Raw genomic sequence first — 18,822 nt, 5'->3', positions numbered from 1 at the left:
GTTGACTTACTCCGGTAACGTCCATTCCTCCCGGGTAGTGACGGGGCTCCCGGACACTGGGGGATGAAATGGGTGTAAAACCGGACGACGGGGTTCTCAGACGTGCGTGTGCTTGACCGTATCCGTTCCAACTCCACCGGTCGGCTCGCTCTGAAGATCGGCATCGGTGCGCTCGGCGGCCTGGTGGTCGCCGTCGGGATCGTTCTGATCCCGTTCCCCGGCCCCGGCTGGGCGATCGTGATCCTCGGGCTGGCGATTCTCGCCGTCGAGTTCCACTGGGCTCGAGGGCTGCTCGCCTTCACCAAGCGGCACGTGCAGAGCTGGACCCACTGGGTCGGCCGGCAGACGCTCGGCGTGCGCGCGCTGATCGGCCTGGTCGGCATGATCTTCATCAGCTTCGTGGTCTGGCTCAGCGTCCTGCTCAGCTTCGACCTCAATCTGTTCACCTGGTCACTCGACTTCGTCGGGTGGCGGTGACCCCCTGAGTCGCGCTGCTCGGGCGCCGTCTAGTAGAGTTCCATCTCGTTGAGGGCGATTAGCTCAGCGGGAGAGCGCTCCGTTCACACCGGAGAGGTCACTGGTTCGATCCCAGTATCGCCCACGAGTACGTTGAGATGCGAAAAGGCCTGCCGCGATGATTCATTGCGGTGGGCCTTTCGTCGTAATTCTGGGAGCAGGTCGGCTGACCACTCCGAGATCAGAATCGTTCGCTCTGGGCCTGGCGGTCGACTCCTGCCAGATCCATATCGTCGTGCGGGACAGCGGCCCACTTGCCGACGGACACGCGCCGGCGGCCAGCCGGCCTGAGCGCCGTTCTAACGGTCGTTTCAGGTTCGCTCGGTATGAAGGGCATCGCCGGGTGACGCGGGTCCCGGCCTCACCGGCATGGCCGAACGCGCCGCGGTATACGGCGGCCGGGTCAGCGTCGGCCCCCACCGGACGGTTATTGGACCGTCCATCCGACCCTGAAAGGCAGCCATTCATGATCTCTGTGCTCGTGGTGGACGCCCAGCCGCTGCAGCGCTTCGGGTTTCGCATGCTGCTGGAGAGCGCCCCCGACACCGAGATCGTCGGCGAGGCCGCGAACGGCGCCGAGGCCGTTCGGCGGATCACCGAGCTGCGTCCCGACGTGGTGCTGATGGACATCCGCATGCCGGGCGTCGACGGGATCGAGGCCACCCGGCGCATCGTCGCAGCCGGTGGGCGTTCGCGGATCCTGGTGCTGACGACGTTCGACGTGGAACGGTACGCCTTCGCCGCACTGCGGGCCGGGGCGAGCGGTTTCCTGCTCAAGGACATCCGCCCGGAGGAGTTGCTCGCCGGCATCCGGGCCGTCGCCGCCGGGGACGCGGTGATCGCGCCGGCGCTGACTCGGCGGCTGCTCGACGCTTTCGCCGACCGGCTCGACGATGATTTTTGCGGGCCCGTGCGGGAGGATCCCCGGCTGAACTTCCTGACCGACCGTGAGCGCGAGATCCTCGTCGCCATCGGCCATGGCCTCACCAACGGCGAGATCGCGCAACGGTTCACGCTGTCGGAGTCGACGGTGAAGACCCATGTCGGGCGGGTCCTCGCCAAGATCGGTGCACGGGACCGGATCCAGGCCGTCATCCTCGCCTACGAGCTGAGACTCACCCGGCCCGGTCCAGCACCTCATCTCGCGCGTCCGTCGAGGGCGCGACCGTAGTTTCAGCCGCTCCGGGCCCACGTCACTGCCCGTTCAGTGTCGACGTGTGTGAGCCCGTAGCTGCTTTTCGGCTCGGTTGACCTCAGCGAGCTCACACACGTTCGACGCTTTCTCAGGACTTGCGGAGGGAGACCGTCATGATGCCCGTACACATCTCGTCGCTGGTGCCGTCGCCCCACACCACGTAGCGGGGCGGCAGCTTCTTCAGCTGCGGCACCTGTTTGCGCAGCCCTGCGTCGTGTGTACACGTCACCCGCAGCGTGTCCCCCGGACCGACCTCCACCGGCGACGGCAGTTTCACCAGCCGCTGGTTGTCGAAGTCGAACTGCGGCACGTCCAGGACGACCTCGGCCTTCGGCGTGCCCGGGTTGAGTTCGACCTTCAAGGCCCGCCCGAGCATGTGCATGTGGCCGAAACCGGCGAACAGCGTCATCGGCGCCTCCACCTTGTGGTCGCAGGTCTGGGTGTTACCGGGCTTCGGCACGCCCCGGCCGCACTCCTCCACCTGACGGTCCGCCATTTCGCCGACGTCCGGCCCGAACCGCTTCGTCACGTCCGCGATCGAGGCCGCCCGGTCACAGAGCGGACCCGACTCGTCGGCGGCGCAGGGCAGGTCGGTCGGCGCGTCGACCGACCACGTCTCGAGTTCCCGGGTCTGCGGCGTGCCGTCCGTCAGCCGCAGCCGCACCGCCGAACGGTCCGACCCGGTCGGCCTGCCGTCGGTCGCGAGAAGGTTGTAGTGGATCTGGAGGACGAGCAGGCTGCCCGGCTCCAGCTTGTAGCCGGCGTCCTGGTCGAGCAGCGTCTCCGTGGCGCCCGGCGCCCAGGTGTCCACCCACGCCGCGTCCCCCTCTTCGACCTCGGCGCCGGCCACGCCGGTCCCGCCGAAACACTGCCAGCCGAGACCAGGGGTCTTCGCGTCCTGCTTGCGCACCGCGGCAGCGCCGCCCGGTGGCACCGCGTACACGATGGCGTGGTGCGCGATGGCGACGTTCTCCGGTGCGAATTGGGTCCCGGTCAGGAAGGCGGTCCTGTTCAGGCCCGGATCGATCATCTGGCACCGGTACTCGTCCGAGCCGCCGCCCTCCGGCGGCGCGGGCGTGTAGGCCTCGGCCATCCTCAGGTCGACGAACCGCTCGCCGGCGCGCAGCGGCTGTGGTGGAGCCGACGACCCGCCCGCGTGCGCGCTGTGCGGGCCGGTCGCGGCGGGCGCCGCACTGTTGCCGGTGTCCGACCCGCAGGCGGCGACGACAGCGAACGCCGTCACCAGCACCATGGTGCCCGCCCCTAATCTCCACCGTGGCCTATCAGGTTTCGTCATGGCTCGAAAGCTAGGTCCGATGCCGTCCCGTTTCGTCGTACTGCGGTCCTCATTCTCGTGAGAGGGGCGGTACCGCGGTACTACTCTCCGGAGCGCCGTTCGGCACCCGCGCCGTGGTACGCGGCTGGGCGCGCCTACTGCAGAACACCCGGGCTGAGCGCCGCTTTAACGGTCGTCTCAGATTCGCTCGGTAAGAAGTCGGCCTCAGACGAGCGACGTAACGCGTATGTAGGAGGCTATTGATGGCAGTCGACGCAGTGCCGTCCAGGGAAGCGCCGCCCGGTCGGCTGGCAGGCCGGTGGGTGCCGTGGTTGGTGATCGGCTTGTGGGTGGCGCTGGCGGCCGTCATGGTGCCGTTGAGCGGAAAGTTGAGCTCGGTAACCACCGACAGAGCCGTGGACACCCTGCCGGCCAGTGCCGAGTCCACCAAGGTGGCGGTCCTGGAGGACAGTCTTCCCGGCGGCGAGGACAACACGTTCGTCTTCGTCTACCACCGCGCCGGCGGGATGACCGACGCCGACCGCGCGACGGTCGAGCGCCATTACGACACCCTTGCCAGGCGGTACCCGCCGAAGGCGGCGGCCGGCGAGGACGACGACGGCCCACCGACGAGACTCTCCACCGACGGCAAGGCGATGATGTTCACCCTCGACGTGAGCACGACCTATGGCGGACCGGAAACCATCGTCGGCCCGTTGCGTGACGCCGCGAAAGACCGACCCGCCGGCCTGGAACTCGAGGTGACCGGCCCGGCCGCGGTCGACGGCGACATGGACGCCGTCTTCGACGGCATCGACCTGCAGGTCTTCCTCACCACCGTCGTCGTCGTCACGGTCCTGCTCATCCTCACCTACCGCAGCCCGGTGTTGTGGTTCATCCCGCTCGTGGTCGTCGGCGCGGCCGCACTGACTGCGATGGCGACCGTCTACCTGCTCGTCAAGGGCTTCGGCATCGTGGTCAACGACCAGAACTCGGCGCTGCTGACGATTCTGGTGTTCGGCGTCGGCACGGACTACGCGCTGCTGCTCATCGCTCGATATCGGGAGACGCTGCACCACCACGAGAACGTCCGGGTCGCGATGGTCCACGCGCTACGCGGCGCGGCGCCGGCCATCGTCGCGTCCGCGGCCACCGTGGTCGCCGGCCTGCTCTGCCTGCTCGTCGCGGACCTGAACAGCACCAGCGGGTTGGGCCCGATCGGTGCAGCCGGCATCCTGTGCGCGCTGGTGGCCATGCTGACGCTGTTCCCGGCGGTGCTCGTGGTGCTCGGCCGGCGGATCTTCTGGCCGGCCATCCCCCGGTTCAGTACCGCCGTGGAGGAGAAGCCGGGGCTGTGGGGACGGCTCGGCATCGCCATCAGCCGCCGTCGATGGGTGGCGACGCTCGGCTCGTTCGGAATCCTCGGCGTGCTCGCCATCGGGCTGGTCGGCAACACCGGCGCCCTGCGGGAGCAGGACCAGTTCCTGTCGGCGCCGGAGTCGGTCACCGGCTTCACCGTTCTCCGGCAGCACTTCCCGGAACTCGGCGGCCAGCCGATGACGGTCTTCACGCGGCCGGCGTACCAGGAGCGGGTGCTCGACATCGTCAAGGGCACTCCGGGTGTGGCCGTGGCCATCCCGGGTCAGACCGTCGGTGGCTGGGCCGACATCTCCGTGTTCCCGACGGACGCGCCGGACACCGTCGCGGAGTACGACACGATCAAGCGGGTACGCACCGCCGTCCACGCGGTGAGCGGGGCGCAGGCGATCGTCGGCGGGCCGAGTGCGGAGAACCTCGACACCGAGGTCACCACCAGCCGCGACGAGAAGTTGGTGATCCCGCTGGTGCTCGCCGTCGTCCTGATCGTTCTCGGGCTGCTGCTGCGCGCGATCGTGGCCCCGCTGATCCTGATGGCCACCGTGATCGTCTCATTCGCCGCGGCCTTCGGCGGCAGCGTGTTCATCTTCGACACGATCCTCGGGTTCAAGGGCATCGACTACTCGGTGCCGCTGCTGGCATTCCTGTTCCTGGTGGCGCTCGGCGTCGACTACAACATCTTCCTGGCCAGCCGGGCCCGGGAGGAGACCGTGCGTCTCGGCACCGGACAGGGCATGCTCAAAGCCCTCTCCGCCACCGGTGGCGTCATCACCTCGGCAGGCGTGGTCCTGGCGGCCACGTTCGCGGTCCTCACCACACTTCCGCTGGTGATGCTGATCGAGGTCGGGTTCCTGGTCGCCTTCGGCGTGCTGCTCGACGCCCTGCTGGTGCGGTCGGTCCTGGTGCCCGCCGTCACCCTGCTGATCGGTCGGCGGATCTGGTGGCCGAGTCGGCTGTCCCGGCCGAGGGCGGAGCCGCCGAACGGGCCACAGCCGCTCGCCGACGAAGAGGAGCTCGCGCTGCAACGGTGAGCGCGGCGGCACGGAGGAGATCCGGGACGGGGACCCAGGCCCGTCCCGGATCTCCTGCGCCAGGCGCCGGGGGTCAGCGCACCGCGGTGTCCTCCCCGGGGGTGAGCCGCGCGATCGGTGCGGTCGGTGCCGCGGCCGGAAGGTCGACCCGAAGCAGCGCGCCACCGCGTGCGGAGCGGGCGACGGTGGCCCGGCCGCCGTGGGCGTGGACGACCCGCTGCACGATCGACAGCCCGAGACCGGATCCCGGCAACGCCCGGGCGCTGTCGGCACGGTAGAACCGGTCGAACACCCGCGGTACGTCGGCGGCGTCGATGCCCGGCCCGGCGTCGTCGACCTCGAGCACCGCCGACGCGCCCTCGGCACGGAGCCGGACCTGGACCGGCTGGTCCGCGGGGGACCACTTGCCGGCGTTGTCGACGAGGTTGAGGACCGCTCGCTGGAGCGCAGCGGGACGCCCGCTCACCCACACGGAGGTCACGTCGAGCGCGACCTCGAGGTCGGGCACGCGGGAACGCGCCTGGGCCGCGGCGGCCACCACCACGTCGGCGAGGTCGAGCAGCTCGGTGCTCTCGTCGCTTGCGTCGCCGCGCGCCAGGTCGGTCAGCTCGGCGGCGAGGGTGCTCAACTCGGCCACCTGGGCGCCGAGATCGTTGAGCAGCCGGGTCCGGCTCTCCGCCGAGAGAGCGGTGTCGAGGGTGCCGCGCCGGTCGAGCCGGACCAGCAGCTCGATGTTGAGGCGCAGGCTGGTGAGCGGGGTCTTGAGTTCGTGGGCGGCGTCCTCGGCGAGCAGCCGCTGGGCCCGCCGGGAGTCCCGGAGCGCGGCGAGCATGTCGTTGATCGCCTGGATCAGCCGCCGGATCTCTCCACCGCCCTCATCCGGGATGTCGGCGTCGAGATCCTGGGTGTTCGCGACACGTACGGCGGCGGCGGTCAGCCGGTCGATCGGTGCCAGTCCGGTCCGCGCCACGGTCCGCCCGACAAGGGCGCCGCCGACCACGCAGAACAGCCCGATCAGCAGCATGCCCAACCCGAACCGGTTGATCGGGCTGTCGTCGAGGACGTGGGCCACCTGTACCGCGCCGTCGCCCGCCCGCAGCGTGTAGATGCGGTAGCCGTCGTCGTCGCTGTCCATCGACTCCATCAGGTCGGCTGACGCGCCCCGCGCCACGCGCCCGGCGTGCTCGCTGACCGGGGGCAGCTCGGGTTGGCCGGCCGGCGTCCGGGTCGAGCCGTCGGGCAGGATGACCCGCACCAGCCGACCGGATCCCGGATACGGCGGTAGCTGAACCCGCGCCAGACCGGCGCGCTGCGCGTTCGTCGCCAGGACGCGGGAGTCGGCGCGTAGCTGATTCTCGGCGGTGTCCCGCAGCTCCCAGTCCAGTAGCTCGCTGGCCACCTGGAAGGCCGCGAACACGCTGACCGCGATGGCCGTCGCCGCGATCACCGTCATCCTGGTCCGCAGGGACCGCCGGCGCCACCATCGGGTCAGCCGGCGCGGTTCCCGGCGGGGGTGCCTGCTCACGGAGGAGTCTCCCGCAACGTGTATCCCAGGCCGCGCAGCGTGTAGATCAATCGCGGCTCACCCTCGGCCTCCATCTTGCGGCGCAGGTAGCTCACGTATACCTGGAGGTTGTTGGCGGTGGTGCTCATGTCGAAGCCCCATATCGCCTCGAACAGCGCCTCGCGGGTCAAGATCCGGGTGGCGTTGCGCAAGAGAACTTGCAGGAGGGAGAACTCGGTCCGGGTCAGGCGCAGCGGCCGCCCGCCACGCCACGCCTCGAACCTGTCGGGATCGAGCCGGACGTCGGCGAACGACAGGATCTGCGACTCCCCGTCGGCGGTCGTGCGTCGGCGCAGCAGGGCCCGCACCCGGGCCAGCAACTCCTCGGTGGCGAACGGCTTGGGCAGGTAGTCGTCGGCGCCCGCGTCCAGCCCCGTGACCCGGTCGGAGACCTGATCACGGGCGGTCAGCATCAGCACCGGCAGATCCCGGCCCGCGGCCCGCAACCGCCGGCAGGTCTCCAACCCGCCGAGGCGGGGCATCATCACGTCGAGGATCAGCAGATCCAGCGTGTCACCGGCCGCCCCATCGACCCCGTCGAGCACGGCGAGACCGTTGGCGACGGTGCTGGTGTCGTAGCCCTCGACCTGGAGCACCCGCTCCAGCGACTCACGGATGGCCGCGTCATCATCCGCGATCAGGATCCGCACGCCGGCCCGCCCCCTTCCAGTCGATGCTTTGCCGCTCATTCTCCCCGGTCAACCTGAAGCCAGGATTAGAGCCGTCGCCTCTGTGCTGCCCACGAGCCGTTCTCTTGCGGATGCCTGAGCTCAGGTCTGACCACCGACGGGACGGCGAGGCCTGGCATTCCGGAAGTAGGTTGGTGACGGGCCGTTCCTGTTTCGCACCCACGGCGGGCGACTCCTCAACTCACCCATGGCGGTACCGATTCGTACCGGTGCCAACCGTGGGAGGGAGCGGAGGATGCCGCTCGCAATGGTCGCCGTTTACACCGGAGCCGGCCTGATTGCACTGCTGTACGCCGTACTGACGTACCGGCGGCGGTCCGAGACACCCTTGGCCCTTCCGCTCAGCCTCGTCATGGGCGGCGCGGCGGAATGGGCGCTGGCCAACGCCGGCGTCCTCGTGGCGCCGACGCGCGGGCTGGCGCTCGGTCTCAACTATGCGATCTTCCCCGGCGTGGCGCTGGTCATCGTGGGCTTCTTCTGGCACACCACGGTCTCCGCGGGGCGCCGGCCGCCGCGGATCCCGCTGATGCTGATCCACCCGGTGCTGCTCGTGGCCGTCACCGCCACCGATCCGTGGCATCACCTCTTCTACCGGCAGGCCGAGGTGGCCGCCCTCGGGATCGCCGTGCAGCACGGCCCGGCGTACTGGGCCCACGTCGTGTACGGCTACGCCATGATGGGCTTCGGCACGGTGCTGGTGATCCGGGCGATGCGCCGGGCGGTCCGTGGCCAGCGGCGGGTGTACCGGTGGTTCCTGGTCGGCGCGCTCGCGCCGACGGTGGGCAACCTGGTGACCGTGTTCATCGTCGTGGACATGCAGGGGTTCGATCTGACCCCGGTGCTGTTCCTGGTCTCCGGTGTCGTCTGGTGGTGGACCGACCGCTCCGGCGTGAACTCCGAACGGGTGCCGGTCACCTATGCGCAGGTCATCGCGGCGCTCAGCGACGCCGTGATGGTGCTGGACTCCCACGGCCGGTTCCTCGACGTCAACCCGGCGGCGACCAGACTTCTCGCCGCGGTGAACCCGGCGGGCGGCAACGTGATCGGCAAGCGGTGGCAGGAGATCGCCGGCCCGCACTTCACCACCATGGTCGCCGACGCCGGTCAGACCACCATCCACGGCGCCTCGGGCGACGTGTACGACTTCCGGGTCGTCAAGATCGAGTCGGCCGACGGCAGCTGTCCCGGCACCGTCGTCGTGATCCGGGACATCACCGAGCTGGAGCGGCTCCGCGCCGAACTGACCGAGCAGGCCACGCGTGACGGCCTCACCGGGGTGCACAACCGCCGGCACCTGACCGCCGTGCTGGAGGCACAGGCCCGCGCCGCCACCGACGGCCAGCCGCTGTCGATCGTGATGATCGACGTGGATCACTTCAAAACCATCAACGACCGGTACGGGCACGCAGTCGGCGACCAGGTGCTCGTCGACGTGGCCAGGCAGTTGACCGGCTCGGTCCGGGAGTGCGACATGGTGGCCCGCTACGGCGGCGAGGAGTTCGTGGTGGTGCTGCCGGGAATCGGCGCGCAGGCCGCGGCGGAACGCGCCGACTGGTGGCGCCGGCAGTGCGCCGCCCGGGCGGTCGACACACCATTCGGCACCCTGAACGTCACGTTCAGCGCCGGCGTGGCGCAGTTGACCGCCACCGGCGGCCCCGGACATCTGCTGAGCCTCGCCGACGAGGCGTTGTACCGGGCCAAACGGGCCGGCCGCAACCAGGTCCTGGCCGCCGAGCCCACGCTGTCGATCATCGGGTAGCTCGGGCCGTCGCCGGTCTTGCCTCCCGCTCCCGCACCCCTCTGAGCTGCTGAAACCTGAGTTATCCACAGGTTTCAGAAGGGCGTTGAAGAGGGCCGTCCGAGGCATCTAGCTTCCTAGATGTCATAGGTGCGGATGGGGGAAGCTGTGGTCGACCGGGGAAACGACGCGGTGTCGGTGACGCCCGCGGATCTGATCAGCCACGCCGGGCACATCGGTGTGATCGCCGACGTGCTCGGTGACGTGGGGCAGGCGTCCGAGGCGGTGCGGCTCGGCGCTCAGGCGTACGGCGAATTGTGCGCCCTGGTCCCAGGAATGCTGAACGGGCTGCACGACGCCCTCGCCGACGGGATCCGGGTGGCCGAGGAGTCACTGCTCGGATCGGCCGCGCGGGTGCGCGCCACCGGCGAGCGCTACGCGGCCGCCGACGTGGCCGCCGCCCGGCGGGCCGGGTCGTGAGTGACGGCACACTCGTCGCCGAGCGGGTCGACCAGCCGCCCGACCCGTGGGCCGGGGTGTGGATCGTCGAGGACATCGAGATGATCGCCGCCGGCGTCCGCGGCCGGGACTGGGTGGAGGCCGGCCTCGGCGGGGTCAGCGCCGGTCTCGACAGTCTGGCCCTGGTCTCCGACCCGATCGGGGTGCTCCTGCAGTACGGCGTCTCCTGGATCATCGAGCACGTCGAGCCGCTGCGGGACACCCTCGACCGGCTCGCCGGTGATCCCGCGCAGATCACGGCGTATGCGCGGACCTGGCGCAACATTGCCGAGGCTCTCGAGGAGGAGGCCGGCCGGCTCGACCACGCGGTCCGGGGGGACGTGGCCGGCTGGGCCGGTTCGGCCGGGGAGGCCTACCGCGCGACCGCCCGGGAGCAGCACGGCACACTGACCGCCCTGGCCGCGGCGTCCGGCACGATGGCCGCGCTCACCGAGGGCGCCGGCCTGCTCGTCGCCGGGGTCCGCGAGCTGGTCCGGGACGCGATCGCCACCCTGGTGTCCCGGCTTGTCACCTACGCCGCCGAGGTGGCCGCCACCTTCGGCGCGGCGACGCCGCTGGTGGTCGAGCAGGTCGGCACGCTTGTCGCCTCCTGGGCCGCGCGGATCGCCCGCTGGGTGCACGACCTCATTGCCAGCCTGCGAAACCTTCTGCCCAGGGTGCGGCGTCTCGACGACCTGATCGGGGAACTGCGCAAGCTCAACCGGCTGCCGGACGGCGGCGCCGACCCGCCGCCGCGGCCGGGGAAGGACGGTGAGGACAAGCGGATCCACGACCTCGGTGACGATCCGGCCGTCGGCAGACATCGTCCGGAAGAGTCGGAGAGCGCTCAGCGGATCGAGGCGGAGACCGGCGTCCGGCTCACCCGCGCCGAGAAGGGCTCGTCCGCCGACTGGGTCGACGAGAGCGGGAAGACGTACGACGCGGTCGGCAACTTCGACAGCCGCTACTTCGAGCGGCAGTGGCCCCAACTGCAGTTCCAGATCGAACGGCATCTGGGCAAAGCCCACCTGGTGCCGGTCGATGTGTCAAGGTTTACGCCGGAACAGAAGGCCATGGTGGAGCGGTTCATCGAGCAGCGAGGGCTGGGCCCGCGCGTCTTCTTGGTGGGGAAGTGATGGCGGGACTACTGGTGCTGAGACCGGATCTGGACTGGAGCGCCGGCGGCGGATTGTTCTACTGGACCGTCGACTTCCTGGCCGACCGGCTGTCCGACCCGGAGGCGGCCGCCTACCTGCGGGAGATCTCCCGGGAGAACCTCGGGTCGCTGTGGCTGGCCGAGCTGCCCCCGGGCGCCCGTGCCCAAGCCGTCGAGCTGCTGCGCGACCAGCTGGTGCCGGCCGGCGACCGGGACCTGCCCGGTGGGGAGGGGAAGGCGGCGGTGCTCGACCGGCTCCGCGAGCTGGCCGAGATGGCCGGCCGGCTCGGCTGACGACCCCGGCGACCGGGCGCCTCGCTGCGGCGATCCGGTTTTGTCGTACCCGTGGGATACAACTTCGGCACCTGTTTCTGAGGAGGTCTGGTTGTGACCAACGGGGGTGCCGTCCATGAGCGGCGCAGCGCAGCGCCCGTCATCGCGCCCGCCCGGCCGCGCAAGCTGGCCAAGGTGCCGTTCGTGGAGCTGGCCGACGGCCGGCTCCAGGGGGTGGTCTCCAGCGGGTCGGATGTGGAGCGTGTCTACGTCTCGTCCATCACCGCCGGCGACCACGGCCTGAGCTGCAACACCAACAACAACCGGCCGTGCGGTGGCCTGTCCGGCGGGTCGCGTGCCTGCAACCACCTGCGTGCTCTCGCCGACGCCGCCGTCGCACAGTACGGTCTGGCCCGCGTCGCCCGCTATCTGAAGGTGACGCTGCCGGAGGACACCGAGGACCTGTGGGCCGGGCTGCACACGACGACCGCGCCCAACCGCGCCGCCGAGGTGTTCAGCGGTTTCCTGCGCCACCTGGCGTATCTGGAGGTGCCCCCGAGCACCGATCCGCTGCCCGAGTTGCAGTGGTTCCCCGCTGCCGGGGCGGTGCGCTGATGCTCGCTGACGCCCTGCGGGCGGTCCCGGCCGGCCTCACCGAGGCGCTCGGCCTCATCGACGGCCTCGACGACGCCCTGGTGCACGGCCTCGCCCGGATCGACGAGGAGCGGGCCGCCGCGTGCGAGGCCTTCGCCGCCGCGTTCGCCGGCTCGCCGCTCGCCGACCGGGTCGCCGATTCGGTTGGCAAGATCATCGCCGGTGCGGTCGCCGACGAGCATCTGGCCGTGCTGGCCGGGGCCCGCGCCGCTCTGCTCGGCGCCGCACACGACGCGCTGCTCGCCGGGCTCGACGAGGCGCTCGGCCGGTCCCGTGAGCGGTGGGCCGCCCCCGGCGGCTCGTCGCCGTCCGGTGGCCTGCTCGCCGGCGGCCGGTCCTGGCTTCGCGAGCTGGCCATCGCCGGCTGGCGCGGGGTCGACCACGAGCTGGCCGGCGGCGCCGCCCAGACCGTGCAGGCGCTGCTCGCCGACCCGGCCACCCGGCGGCTCGCCGTCCTGCTCGACGGTTTCGCCGCCGAGCTGCGCGGCGCCGCGCCGGTCGCCACCCTCGACCGGGTCCCGGTGCGCCGCTGGGCGGACCTGTGGACCAGGTCCGTGCTCCTGTCCCAGGACGGTTTCCCCGAACAGCCGGCCACCCCGGTCGACGGCCGGTTCCTGCTGCTCGGCGCCGACCTGCACGAGCACCCCACGGTGTTCCGCGTCCAGGCCCACGGCCTGCTGGAGACGCCCGGCGGGCAGGTGCGGCTGGTCCGGGCGAGCGTGGCGGCCGCCAAGGTCGACACGATCAGCGGCCCGTCCGCGTGGCGCATGCTCACCGCGTTCCCGGTGTTCCGGGCCGCCCTGGCCGGGCACCGCGTGGTCGAGATCGCCGGCATGCCGCTCACCCCGTCCGGCGATCTGCTCTGGGACGAGTCACGGGCCGTCCTGGGCGAGCCGGCCGACCCGTTCGCGACGGCCCGGGTCCGCCTGGGCGAGGCGACCGCCGCGCCGGTGTCCCCGTTGGACCGCCATCCGGCCGTCATCGCCGAGCCGGTGCTGCTGGAGGGCTACACGGCCGGTGCGGAGTCGTTCGAGCTGGCCGGTGGCGTCACCCTCGCCGTCGATGTGGACCGGCTGCCCGAAGCCGGTCCGCTGACCCCGGCGCTGGTCGCCGCCTCGACCGCCTGCCTGGGCCTGCTCCGGTGGGATGCCGGCCGCTGGGCGGTGCAGCCGCTCGCGGTCCAGGCGGTGGTCCGGAAGAAGCCGGTCACCGCCCACACCGCCGACTGGGCGCTCGGCCCCACCGACGCCAGGGCGGCAAAGGCCGAGGCCGCCGCCGGCACCGCGGTCGACGTCCTGCGCGAGCGCGCGGGAAGGCTGCTGCGGAAATGAGCGAGCTTGCGAGCGAATCATCGGGCTCAGTCTTGAACTCATGGCGGCGCCGGAGCGAAGCGGAGGTGACGGCATGAGGGAGCTTGCGAGCGAATCATCGGGCGCGCCCACGGAGGAGAGCCGTCGTCAGATCCTCTACTGGCGGCTGCTGTCCCGCCTGTTCGACCCGGAGGAGCAGACCGCTCTGGAGTCGGCGAGCATGGCGATCGTCGGCGACCTGGGGTTGCCGGCCGCGCTGCTCGATCCGGCCGTCTCGGTGGACACCGTGATTCAGCGGTTTCCGGCGCTGGAGCCGGAGTTCGACGGGCTGATGAGCGACCCCGGCGACGACCGCGACGGCGAGGTCCGGCGCGCCGCCCTGGTGTCGAAACTGCTGCTCAACGTCTTCGGGACCGGCGCCGGCAACGTCACCGCCGAGCAGTTGCAGCGCTGGCAGGCCGACGCCGGCCGGTTCGAGCGGGCGATGGGCTGTGAGCCCGGGCAGCTTCGCGGGCGGGCCGCGGGCGACGACTCCGGTCTCGGCGCGGCGCTGGCCGGTATCGAGGGCGACCTGGTCAGCCGGATGCGGCTGCGTGAGGTGCTGGCCGACAACCGGCTGGCCCGGCAGCTCACCCCGAGCATGTCGCTGATCGAGCAGCTGCTGCGCGACAAGGACAATCTGGACGGCACGGCGCTGGCCAACGCCAAGGCGCTGATCCGCCGGTTCGTCGACGAGGTGGCCGCGGTGCTGCGCACCCAGGTCGCCCAAACCAGCGCCGGCACGATCGACCGGTCCGTCCCGCCGAAACGGGTCTACCGCAATCTCGACCTGGACCGCACGATCTGGAAGAACCTGCCGAACTGGAGCCCGGAGGACGAGCGGCTCTACGTCGACCGGCTCTATTACCGGCAGACCGCGAAACGGATCGAGCCGGCCCGCCTCATCGTGGTGGTGGACCAGTCCGGGTCGATGGTCGACTCGATGGTCAACTGCACCATTCTCGCCTCGATCTTCGCGGGCCTGCCCAAGGTCGACGTGCACCTCATCGCCTACGACACCCGGGCGCTCGACCTCACCCCGTGGGTGCACGACCCGTTCGAGGTGCTGCTGCGCACCAACCTCGGGGGCGGCAACGACGGGCCGGTCGCGATGGCCCTGGCCCGGCCCAAGATCGCCGATCCGCGGAACACCGTGCTGGTCTGGATCTCCGACTTCTACGAGTTCGACCGGTCCCAGCCGCTGTTCGAGGGGATCGAGGCGGTGCACCGTTCCGGGGTCAAGTTCATCCCGGTCGGCTCGGTCAACAGCTCCGGCACCGAGAGCGTCAACCCCTGGTTCCGGCAGCGCTTCAAGGACCTGGGCACGCCGGTGATCTCCGGTCACATCCGCAAGCTCGTCACCGAGCTCAAAAACTTCGTCGCCTAAAGTTAAGGACTTTCTCGATGTCTGACATGCTGCGTGCCCCGGCCGAGGTCAAGTACGCGGAGGAGCTGGACTGGCTGGAGTCCGTCGACGACGGCCCCAAGCCGTTCTCGTGGCGCCTCAGCCCGAAGATGGTGCGACTGTTCATCCTCGGCTCGGAGCGGGCCGACGGCCTGGACCGGGAGATCGCACCGAAGTGGTTCGGCGACCGCAGCTTCGTCGAGCGCTCGATCGTCACCCTCGCCTCGGACCGGGGGCTGCTGCTGATCGGCGACCCGGGCACCGGCAAGAGCTGGCTCGCCGAGTTGCTCGCCGCCGCCATCAGCCGCAACTCCACCCTGGTCGTGCAGGGCACCGCCGGCACCACCGAGGACCACATCAAGTACTCGTGGAACGTCTCGATGGTCATCGCGAAGGGCCAGTCCCGCGCCTCGATGATCCCGTCGCCGATCATGACGGCCATGGAGGGCGGCGTGATCGGCCGCTTCGAGGAGCTGACCCGGTCCACCAGCGACGTCCAGGACGCGCTGATCTCCATCCTCTCCGAGAAGTATGTGTCGATTCCGGAGCTGGAGGACGACAACATCGTCTTCGCCAAGCCCGGGTTCAGCGTCATCGCCACCGCGAACAGCCGGGACCGCGGCGTCAACGATCTGTCGTCGGCGCTCAAGCGGCGTTTCAACTTCGTCCGCATCCCGGTGGTGACGAACCGGAAGAGCGAGGCGGAGATCGTCCGCTTCCGGACCGAGGAGCTGCTGCGCCGGCACAACATCGAGCTGGAGGTCCCGCCCACCCTGCTCGACGTGCTGCTGCAGAGCTTCGCCGACCTGCGCGCCGCCTCCGCCGCGGCCTCCGGCGACGACGAGCGGCTGGAGTCGGCGCTCTCCACCGCCGAGCAGATCGGCGTCCTGGAGGACGCCATCCTGCACAGCACCTTCTTCGGCGCCAGCGCGCTGACCGCGGAGGCGCTGGCCGGGTCGCTGGTCGGTTCGCTGGCCCGGCGCAGCCCGGAGGATCTGGCCATTCTCAACAAGTACTGGCACGGCGTGATCGAGCCGCGCAGCCGTGAGCAGAGCGGCGAGTGGACCGGGTTCCTGGAGGGCGGCCGCCAGGCGATTGCGACCCTGTCGTGACCTTCGATTCGCTGCGTGAACAGCTGATCTCCGCCGCCGAGGCGCTCGGCGGCGGGCCGGCGGCGCTTCCGGAGATCCTCACCGGGATCGTCGACGACGTCGACCACGCGCTGCGGGAGCCGCTGGAGATCTTCCCGGTCTGCCACCACTCGCCGGCCTCCGCTCTGGCCATGCTCCGGCGGCTGCGGGAGAAGCAGCCCAAAGTCGTCTACCTGGAGCTGTGCGAGGACCTCCAGCCGCTGCTCACCGAGCTGCGCAACTGCCGGCTTCCGGTGGCGTTGCAGGCTTTCGCCTCCGAGCTCGACGGCTTCCCGAAGGAGTCGGCGCCGCTGTCGGTGATCGCGCCGATCACCGAGGCGTCAGCCGAGTACCAGGCCGTCTCCTACGCGCTGGAGACGCCGGGGGTGGAGCTGGTCCTGGTGGACCGGTCCACCGACCACGTCTTCCAGTGGGAACCCGACGTGACCCCGGCCGGCTCGGGTGAGCCGGAGGAGGCGCTGCACGGCGACGCGGTCGGTGTGGAGATCGGTGACCTGCGGCCCCGTTTCGCCGAGCTGGAGGAGCACCTGCTGCACCACGGCCGGGTCCGGCACTGGTCCGAGTGGTGGGACCAGTATGTCGAGCAGCCCCTGGCCGGCGCCGACCACGAGACCTACCGGCAGGTGATGGTGCTGGTCGGCAGCCTGTTCCGGCGGTTGGCCCCGCACGACACCCGGCGCTACGCGAGCGACGAGGACCGGGAACGCTACATGTGGACCCGGATCCGCGAGCATCTCGCCGCCACCGGCGCCGACCCGGCCGACTGCCTCTACATCTGCGGCGCCTTCCACGCGGCCAGCCGGGTCCCGGAGGCGGGCTCCGCCCCGGGCACACCGGATTTCGCGATCAGCCCGCGGACCGGCACCACCTGGCTCTACGGCCTGATCCCGTCCAGCCACTCGGCGATCGAGGCGCAGTTCGGGCTGGCGCCCGGCTCGGTGTCGATCGCGGCCGCGACCTGGCAGAAGCAGCTCACGAAGCACCGGCTCACCCCCTTCAAACTGGAGGGTCAGAGAAGCGGCCGGAAGAAGGCGCTACCCATTCCGGCGGCGGCGCCCGGCCCGGTGACCGACCACCTCAGCGGCTACCTCGCCGGCCCGCCCGTGCTGGACGGGCTGGACGAGGAGGAGCTGCGGGGCTGGTGCGTCGACATCGTCCGGCTGGCCCGCCGCAACGGCTATCTCGCCAGCACCGCCGACGCGATCGCGGTCTTCGAGACGTCCATCCTGCTGGCCGGTATGCGGGGGCGGGCGCGGCCGACGCCGTACGACTTCCAGGACGCCGCGGTCACCTGCATCGAGAAGGACACTGTGCCGGGCCGGCGCGACGTGCGGCGGCTCTGCGAGATCCTGCTCGGTGGCGACCGGATCGGCCGGGTCGGCTACGAGGCGATGCCCCCGCTGGCCCGGGACGTGTTCGACCGGCTCGAACCGCTCGGCCTCAACCTGGAGCAGCGCAGCATCCAGCGGGCGCTGCTCGATCTGAACGCCCGTCCCGAGCTGGCCGCCTGCTCCCAGCTGCTCTGGATGCTGCGGTACCTGCTGCCCGGCCAGGCGATCCGCCCGATCATGGGCAGCCGCCGGCTCGGCGAGAAGCACTTCCAGGAGAGCTGGGACCTCGACCTCGGCCGCCACCAGCGTGCCGTCATCGAGCTGGGCTACGAGGGTGTCACCGTCGAGCAGGTCCTCGAACAGCGGTTGCGCCGGGAGGCCTGGGACCCGAAGGCGACCGCGGCCATCGCGCTCAAGGCCGTGGAGGACTCCCTGCTGTTCCTGGAGAGCCCACGGCTGACCGACGAACTCGGCACCCGCGCCATCGAGCTGCTGTCGGCGGAGCGCACGGTCGACGACGCGCCCGCGGTGCTCCGCCGGATCCGCCGGCTGCTAGGCCACTACCGCGCCACCGCGCCGGTGCTTCCGGCGTGGTGCGAGCGCTTCGTGACCACGGGGTACGCGCACTACTGCACCCTGCTGCCGACCGCCTTCGTCGACGAGGCGACCGGGGTGCGGCAGGTCGGGGCGATGCTCGGGTTCCTGTTCAGCATGGAGAGCCTCGCGCTGTCGCTGGGCTGCGACCGCACCCAGCTGGAGATCGCGGTCCGGCAGTCGCACCCGGAGTCCCCGGCGAAGGTGGCCCTGCTCTGGGCGGCGCTGCACCAGCTGGGCGCACTGCCGCTGGCCGACCTGCGGGCCCGGGTCGGTGAGCTGCTCGGCAACCCGCTGGTGGTGCCGGCCGTCCCGCAGTACGTGAGCGGCTTCGTGCAGGCTCTCGAACCGGTGCCGAGGCTGGCGCCGTTCGTGGTGGAGACCCTGTCCCGGGCATTCGGGCAACTGCCCGACCCGGTGCTGCTGCCCTGGCTGCCCAATCTGATCATGACATTGCGGCAGCAGGCCGCCGAGCTGGTGCCGGTGCTGACCAGGGAGGCGGGCCGCACCTTCCCGGGCACACTCGCGGCTCTCGACTCGTGGATCCCGCCGTGGAAGGCGCCGGCCCGTGCCCGGCCCGCCGTCGTGTCGGCGGGCCCGGCGAGCGCCGCCGCGGTCCTCCGGGCGGCCGGCCGGCCGTCGGTGGACGCGGTGGCGGCCCTTCTCGGCTGCGAGGGGGAGTGGACACCGGTCGCGGCGGAGTCGTTCTCCGGGGCGGGCGGGGAGGAAGCGGTGGCGGCGGCGCTGCTCACGGCGTACCCCGAAGCGGCGAACGCCGTCGCCGACCTGGTCGGCGCCTGACCATCGGGCCGGCGCACCCGCGAAAGAGCGGCCGGCCATCGGGTCGGCGCACCCGCGAAAGAGCGGCCGGCCATCGGGCCGGCGCACCCGCGAAAGAGCGGCCGACCATCGGGCCGGCGTAGCTGCGGAGAGCCGCCTGACCGGCGAATGCCGGTCAGGCGGCGGGGGGGGGAACCGGGGCGCGGCCGCCGGGGGGGGGGCCGGCGGGGGCGGGGGGCGGGGCC

At 71.0% G+C, this 18,822-nt stretch carries 15 protein-coding genes and 1 tRNA gene; 13 read left to right on the top strand and 3 right to left on the bottom strand.

Annotated features, from left to right (window positions below; all coding sequences use genetic code 11):
• Positions 1–102: 102 nt before the first annotated feature.
• From KZ829_RS37440 to KZ829_RS37430, 3 genes are all read left to right on the top strand, one after another.
• Positions 103–477 (top strand): TIGR02611 family protein, encoded by a 375-nt coding sequence (locus KZ829_RS37440; protein ID WP_220148567.1) that lies wholly within the window; start codon positions 103–105, stop codon positions 475–477.
• Between the two features lie 52 nt (positions 478–529).
• Positions 530–601 (top strand) — tRNA-Val (locus KZ829_RS37435).
• A gap of 381 nt (positions 602–982) precedes the next feature.
• Complete coding sequence (locus tag KZ829_RS37430) at positions 983–1,687, top strand: response regulator (protein WP_220148566.1); 705 nt, start codon at positions 983–985, stop codon at positions 1,685–1,687.
• 112 nt (positions 1,688–1,799) lie between these two features.
• Here the strand turns inward: KZ829_RS37430 and KZ829_RS37425 are convergent, their stop codons facing one another.
• The gene (locus KZ829_RS37425) at positions 1,800–2,963 is read right to left on the bottom strand and encodes a monooxygenase (protein WP_220148593.1); all 1,164 of its coding nucleotides are present in this window, start codon (positions 2,961–2,963) and stop codon (positions 1,800–1,802) included.
• Positions 2,964–3,250: 287 nt separating this feature from the next.
• Between KZ829_RS37425 and KZ829_RS37420 the strand changes: the two genes are divergently transcribed.
• Positions 3,251–5,395: an MMPL family transporter gene (locus KZ829_RS37420; protein WP_220148565.1), complete on the top strand. Its 2,145-nt coding sequence runs from the start codon at positions 3,251–3,253 to the stop codon at positions 5,393–5,395.
• A 73-nt stretch (positions 5,396–5,468) separates the two neighbouring features.
• Here KZ829_RS37420 and KZ829_RS37415 read toward each other — a convergent pair whose 3' ends face one another.
• On the bottom strand, positions 5,469–6,920 hold the full coding sequence (locus KZ829_RS37415; protein ID WP_220148564.1) for a sensor histidine kinase: 1,452 nt from the start codon (positions 6,918–6,920) through the stop codon (positions 5,469–5,471).
• The gene (locus KZ829_RS37410; protein ID WP_220148563.1) at positions 6,917–7,648 is read right to left on the bottom strand and encodes a response regulator transcription factor; all 732 of its coding nucleotides are present in this window, start codon (positions 7,646–7,648) and stop codon (positions 6,917–6,919) included. The genes KZ829_RS37415 and KZ829_RS37410 overlap by 4 nt, the downstream gene beginning before the upstream one ends.
• 235 nt (positions 7,649–7,883) lie before the next feature.
• Here KZ829_RS37410 and KZ829_RS37405 point away from each other — a divergent pair, with 235 nt between their 5' ends.
• The 9 genes from KZ829_RS37405 to KZ829_RS37365 all read left to right on the top strand — a co-directional run bounded on the left by KZ829_RS37405 (position 7,884) and on the right by KZ829_RS37365 (position 18,598).
• Positions 7,884–9,407 carry a histidine kinase N-terminal 7TM domain-containing diguanylate cyclase gene (locus tag KZ829_RS37405; RefSeq protein ID WP_220148562.1) on the top strand — a complete coding sequence of 508 codons (1,524 nt, stop codon included), beginning with the start codon at positions 7,884–7,886 and terminating at the stop codon, positions 9,405–9,407.
• 135 nt (positions 9,408–9,542) lie between these two features.
• Positions 9,543–9,866: a type VII secretion target gene (locus KZ829_RS37400; RefSeq protein ID WP_220148561.1), complete on the top strand. Its 324-nt coding sequence runs from the start codon at positions 9,543–9,545 to the stop codon at positions 9,864–9,866.
• The gene (locus KZ829_RS44735; protein ID WP_308285825.1) at positions 9,863–11,020 is read left to right on the top strand and encodes a WXG100-like domain-containing protein; all 1,158 of its coding nucleotides are present in this window, start codon (positions 9,863–9,865) and stop codon (positions 11,018–11,020) included. Before KZ829_RS37400 ends, KZ829_RS44735 begins: the two co-directional genes overlap by 4 nt.
• Positions 11,021–11,034: 14 nt before the next feature.
• A complete protein-coding gene (locus KZ829_RS37390; RefSeq protein ID WP_220148560.1) occupies positions 11,035–11,334 on the top strand; it encodes a hypothetical protein in 300 nt (99 codons plus the stop codon).
• Between the two features lie 93 nt (positions 11,335–11,427).
• Entirely contained in the window at positions 11,428–11,928 is a 501-nt protein-coding gene (locus tag KZ829_RS37385; protein ID WP_220148559.1) for a hypothetical protein, read from the top strand.
• Positions 11,928–13,298: a hypothetical protein gene (locus KZ829_RS37380; RefSeq protein WP_220148558.1), complete on the top strand. Its 1,371-nt coding sequence runs from the start codon at positions 11,928–11,930 to the stop codon at positions 13,296–13,298. The genes KZ829_RS37385 and KZ829_RS37380 overlap by 1 nt, the downstream gene beginning before the upstream one ends.
• 73 nt (positions 13,299–13,371) lie before the next feature.
• A complete protein-coding gene (locus KZ829_RS37375; protein ID WP_220148557.1) occupies positions 13,372–14,703 on the top strand; it encodes a VWA domain-containing protein in 1,332 nt (443 codons plus the stop codon).
• A gap of 17 nt (positions 14,704–14,720) precedes the next feature.
• Entirely contained in the window at positions 14,721–15,833 is a 1,113-nt protein-coding gene (locus tag KZ829_RS37370) for an ATP-binding protein (RefSeq protein ID WP_220148556.1), read from the top strand.
• The gene (locus tag KZ829_RS37365; RefSeq protein WP_220148555.1) at positions 15,830–18,598 is read left to right on the top strand and encodes a DUF5682 family protein; all 2,769 of its coding nucleotides are present in this window, start codon (positions 15,830–15,832) and stop codon (positions 18,596–18,598) included. Before KZ829_RS37370 ends, KZ829_RS37365 begins: the two co-directional genes overlap by 4 nt.
• The last annotated feature ends 224 nt before the right edge of the window (positions 18,599–18,822 follow it).

The organism is Actinoplanes hulinensis (genome assembly GCF_019429605.1).
In the GTDB taxonomy this organism is placed as follows: domain Bacteria; phylum Actinomycetota; class Actinomycetes; order Mycobacteriales; family Micromonosporaceae; genus Actinoplanes; species Actinoplanes campanulatus.
This window is presented reverse-complemented; position numbering and strand designations above follow the sequence as displayed.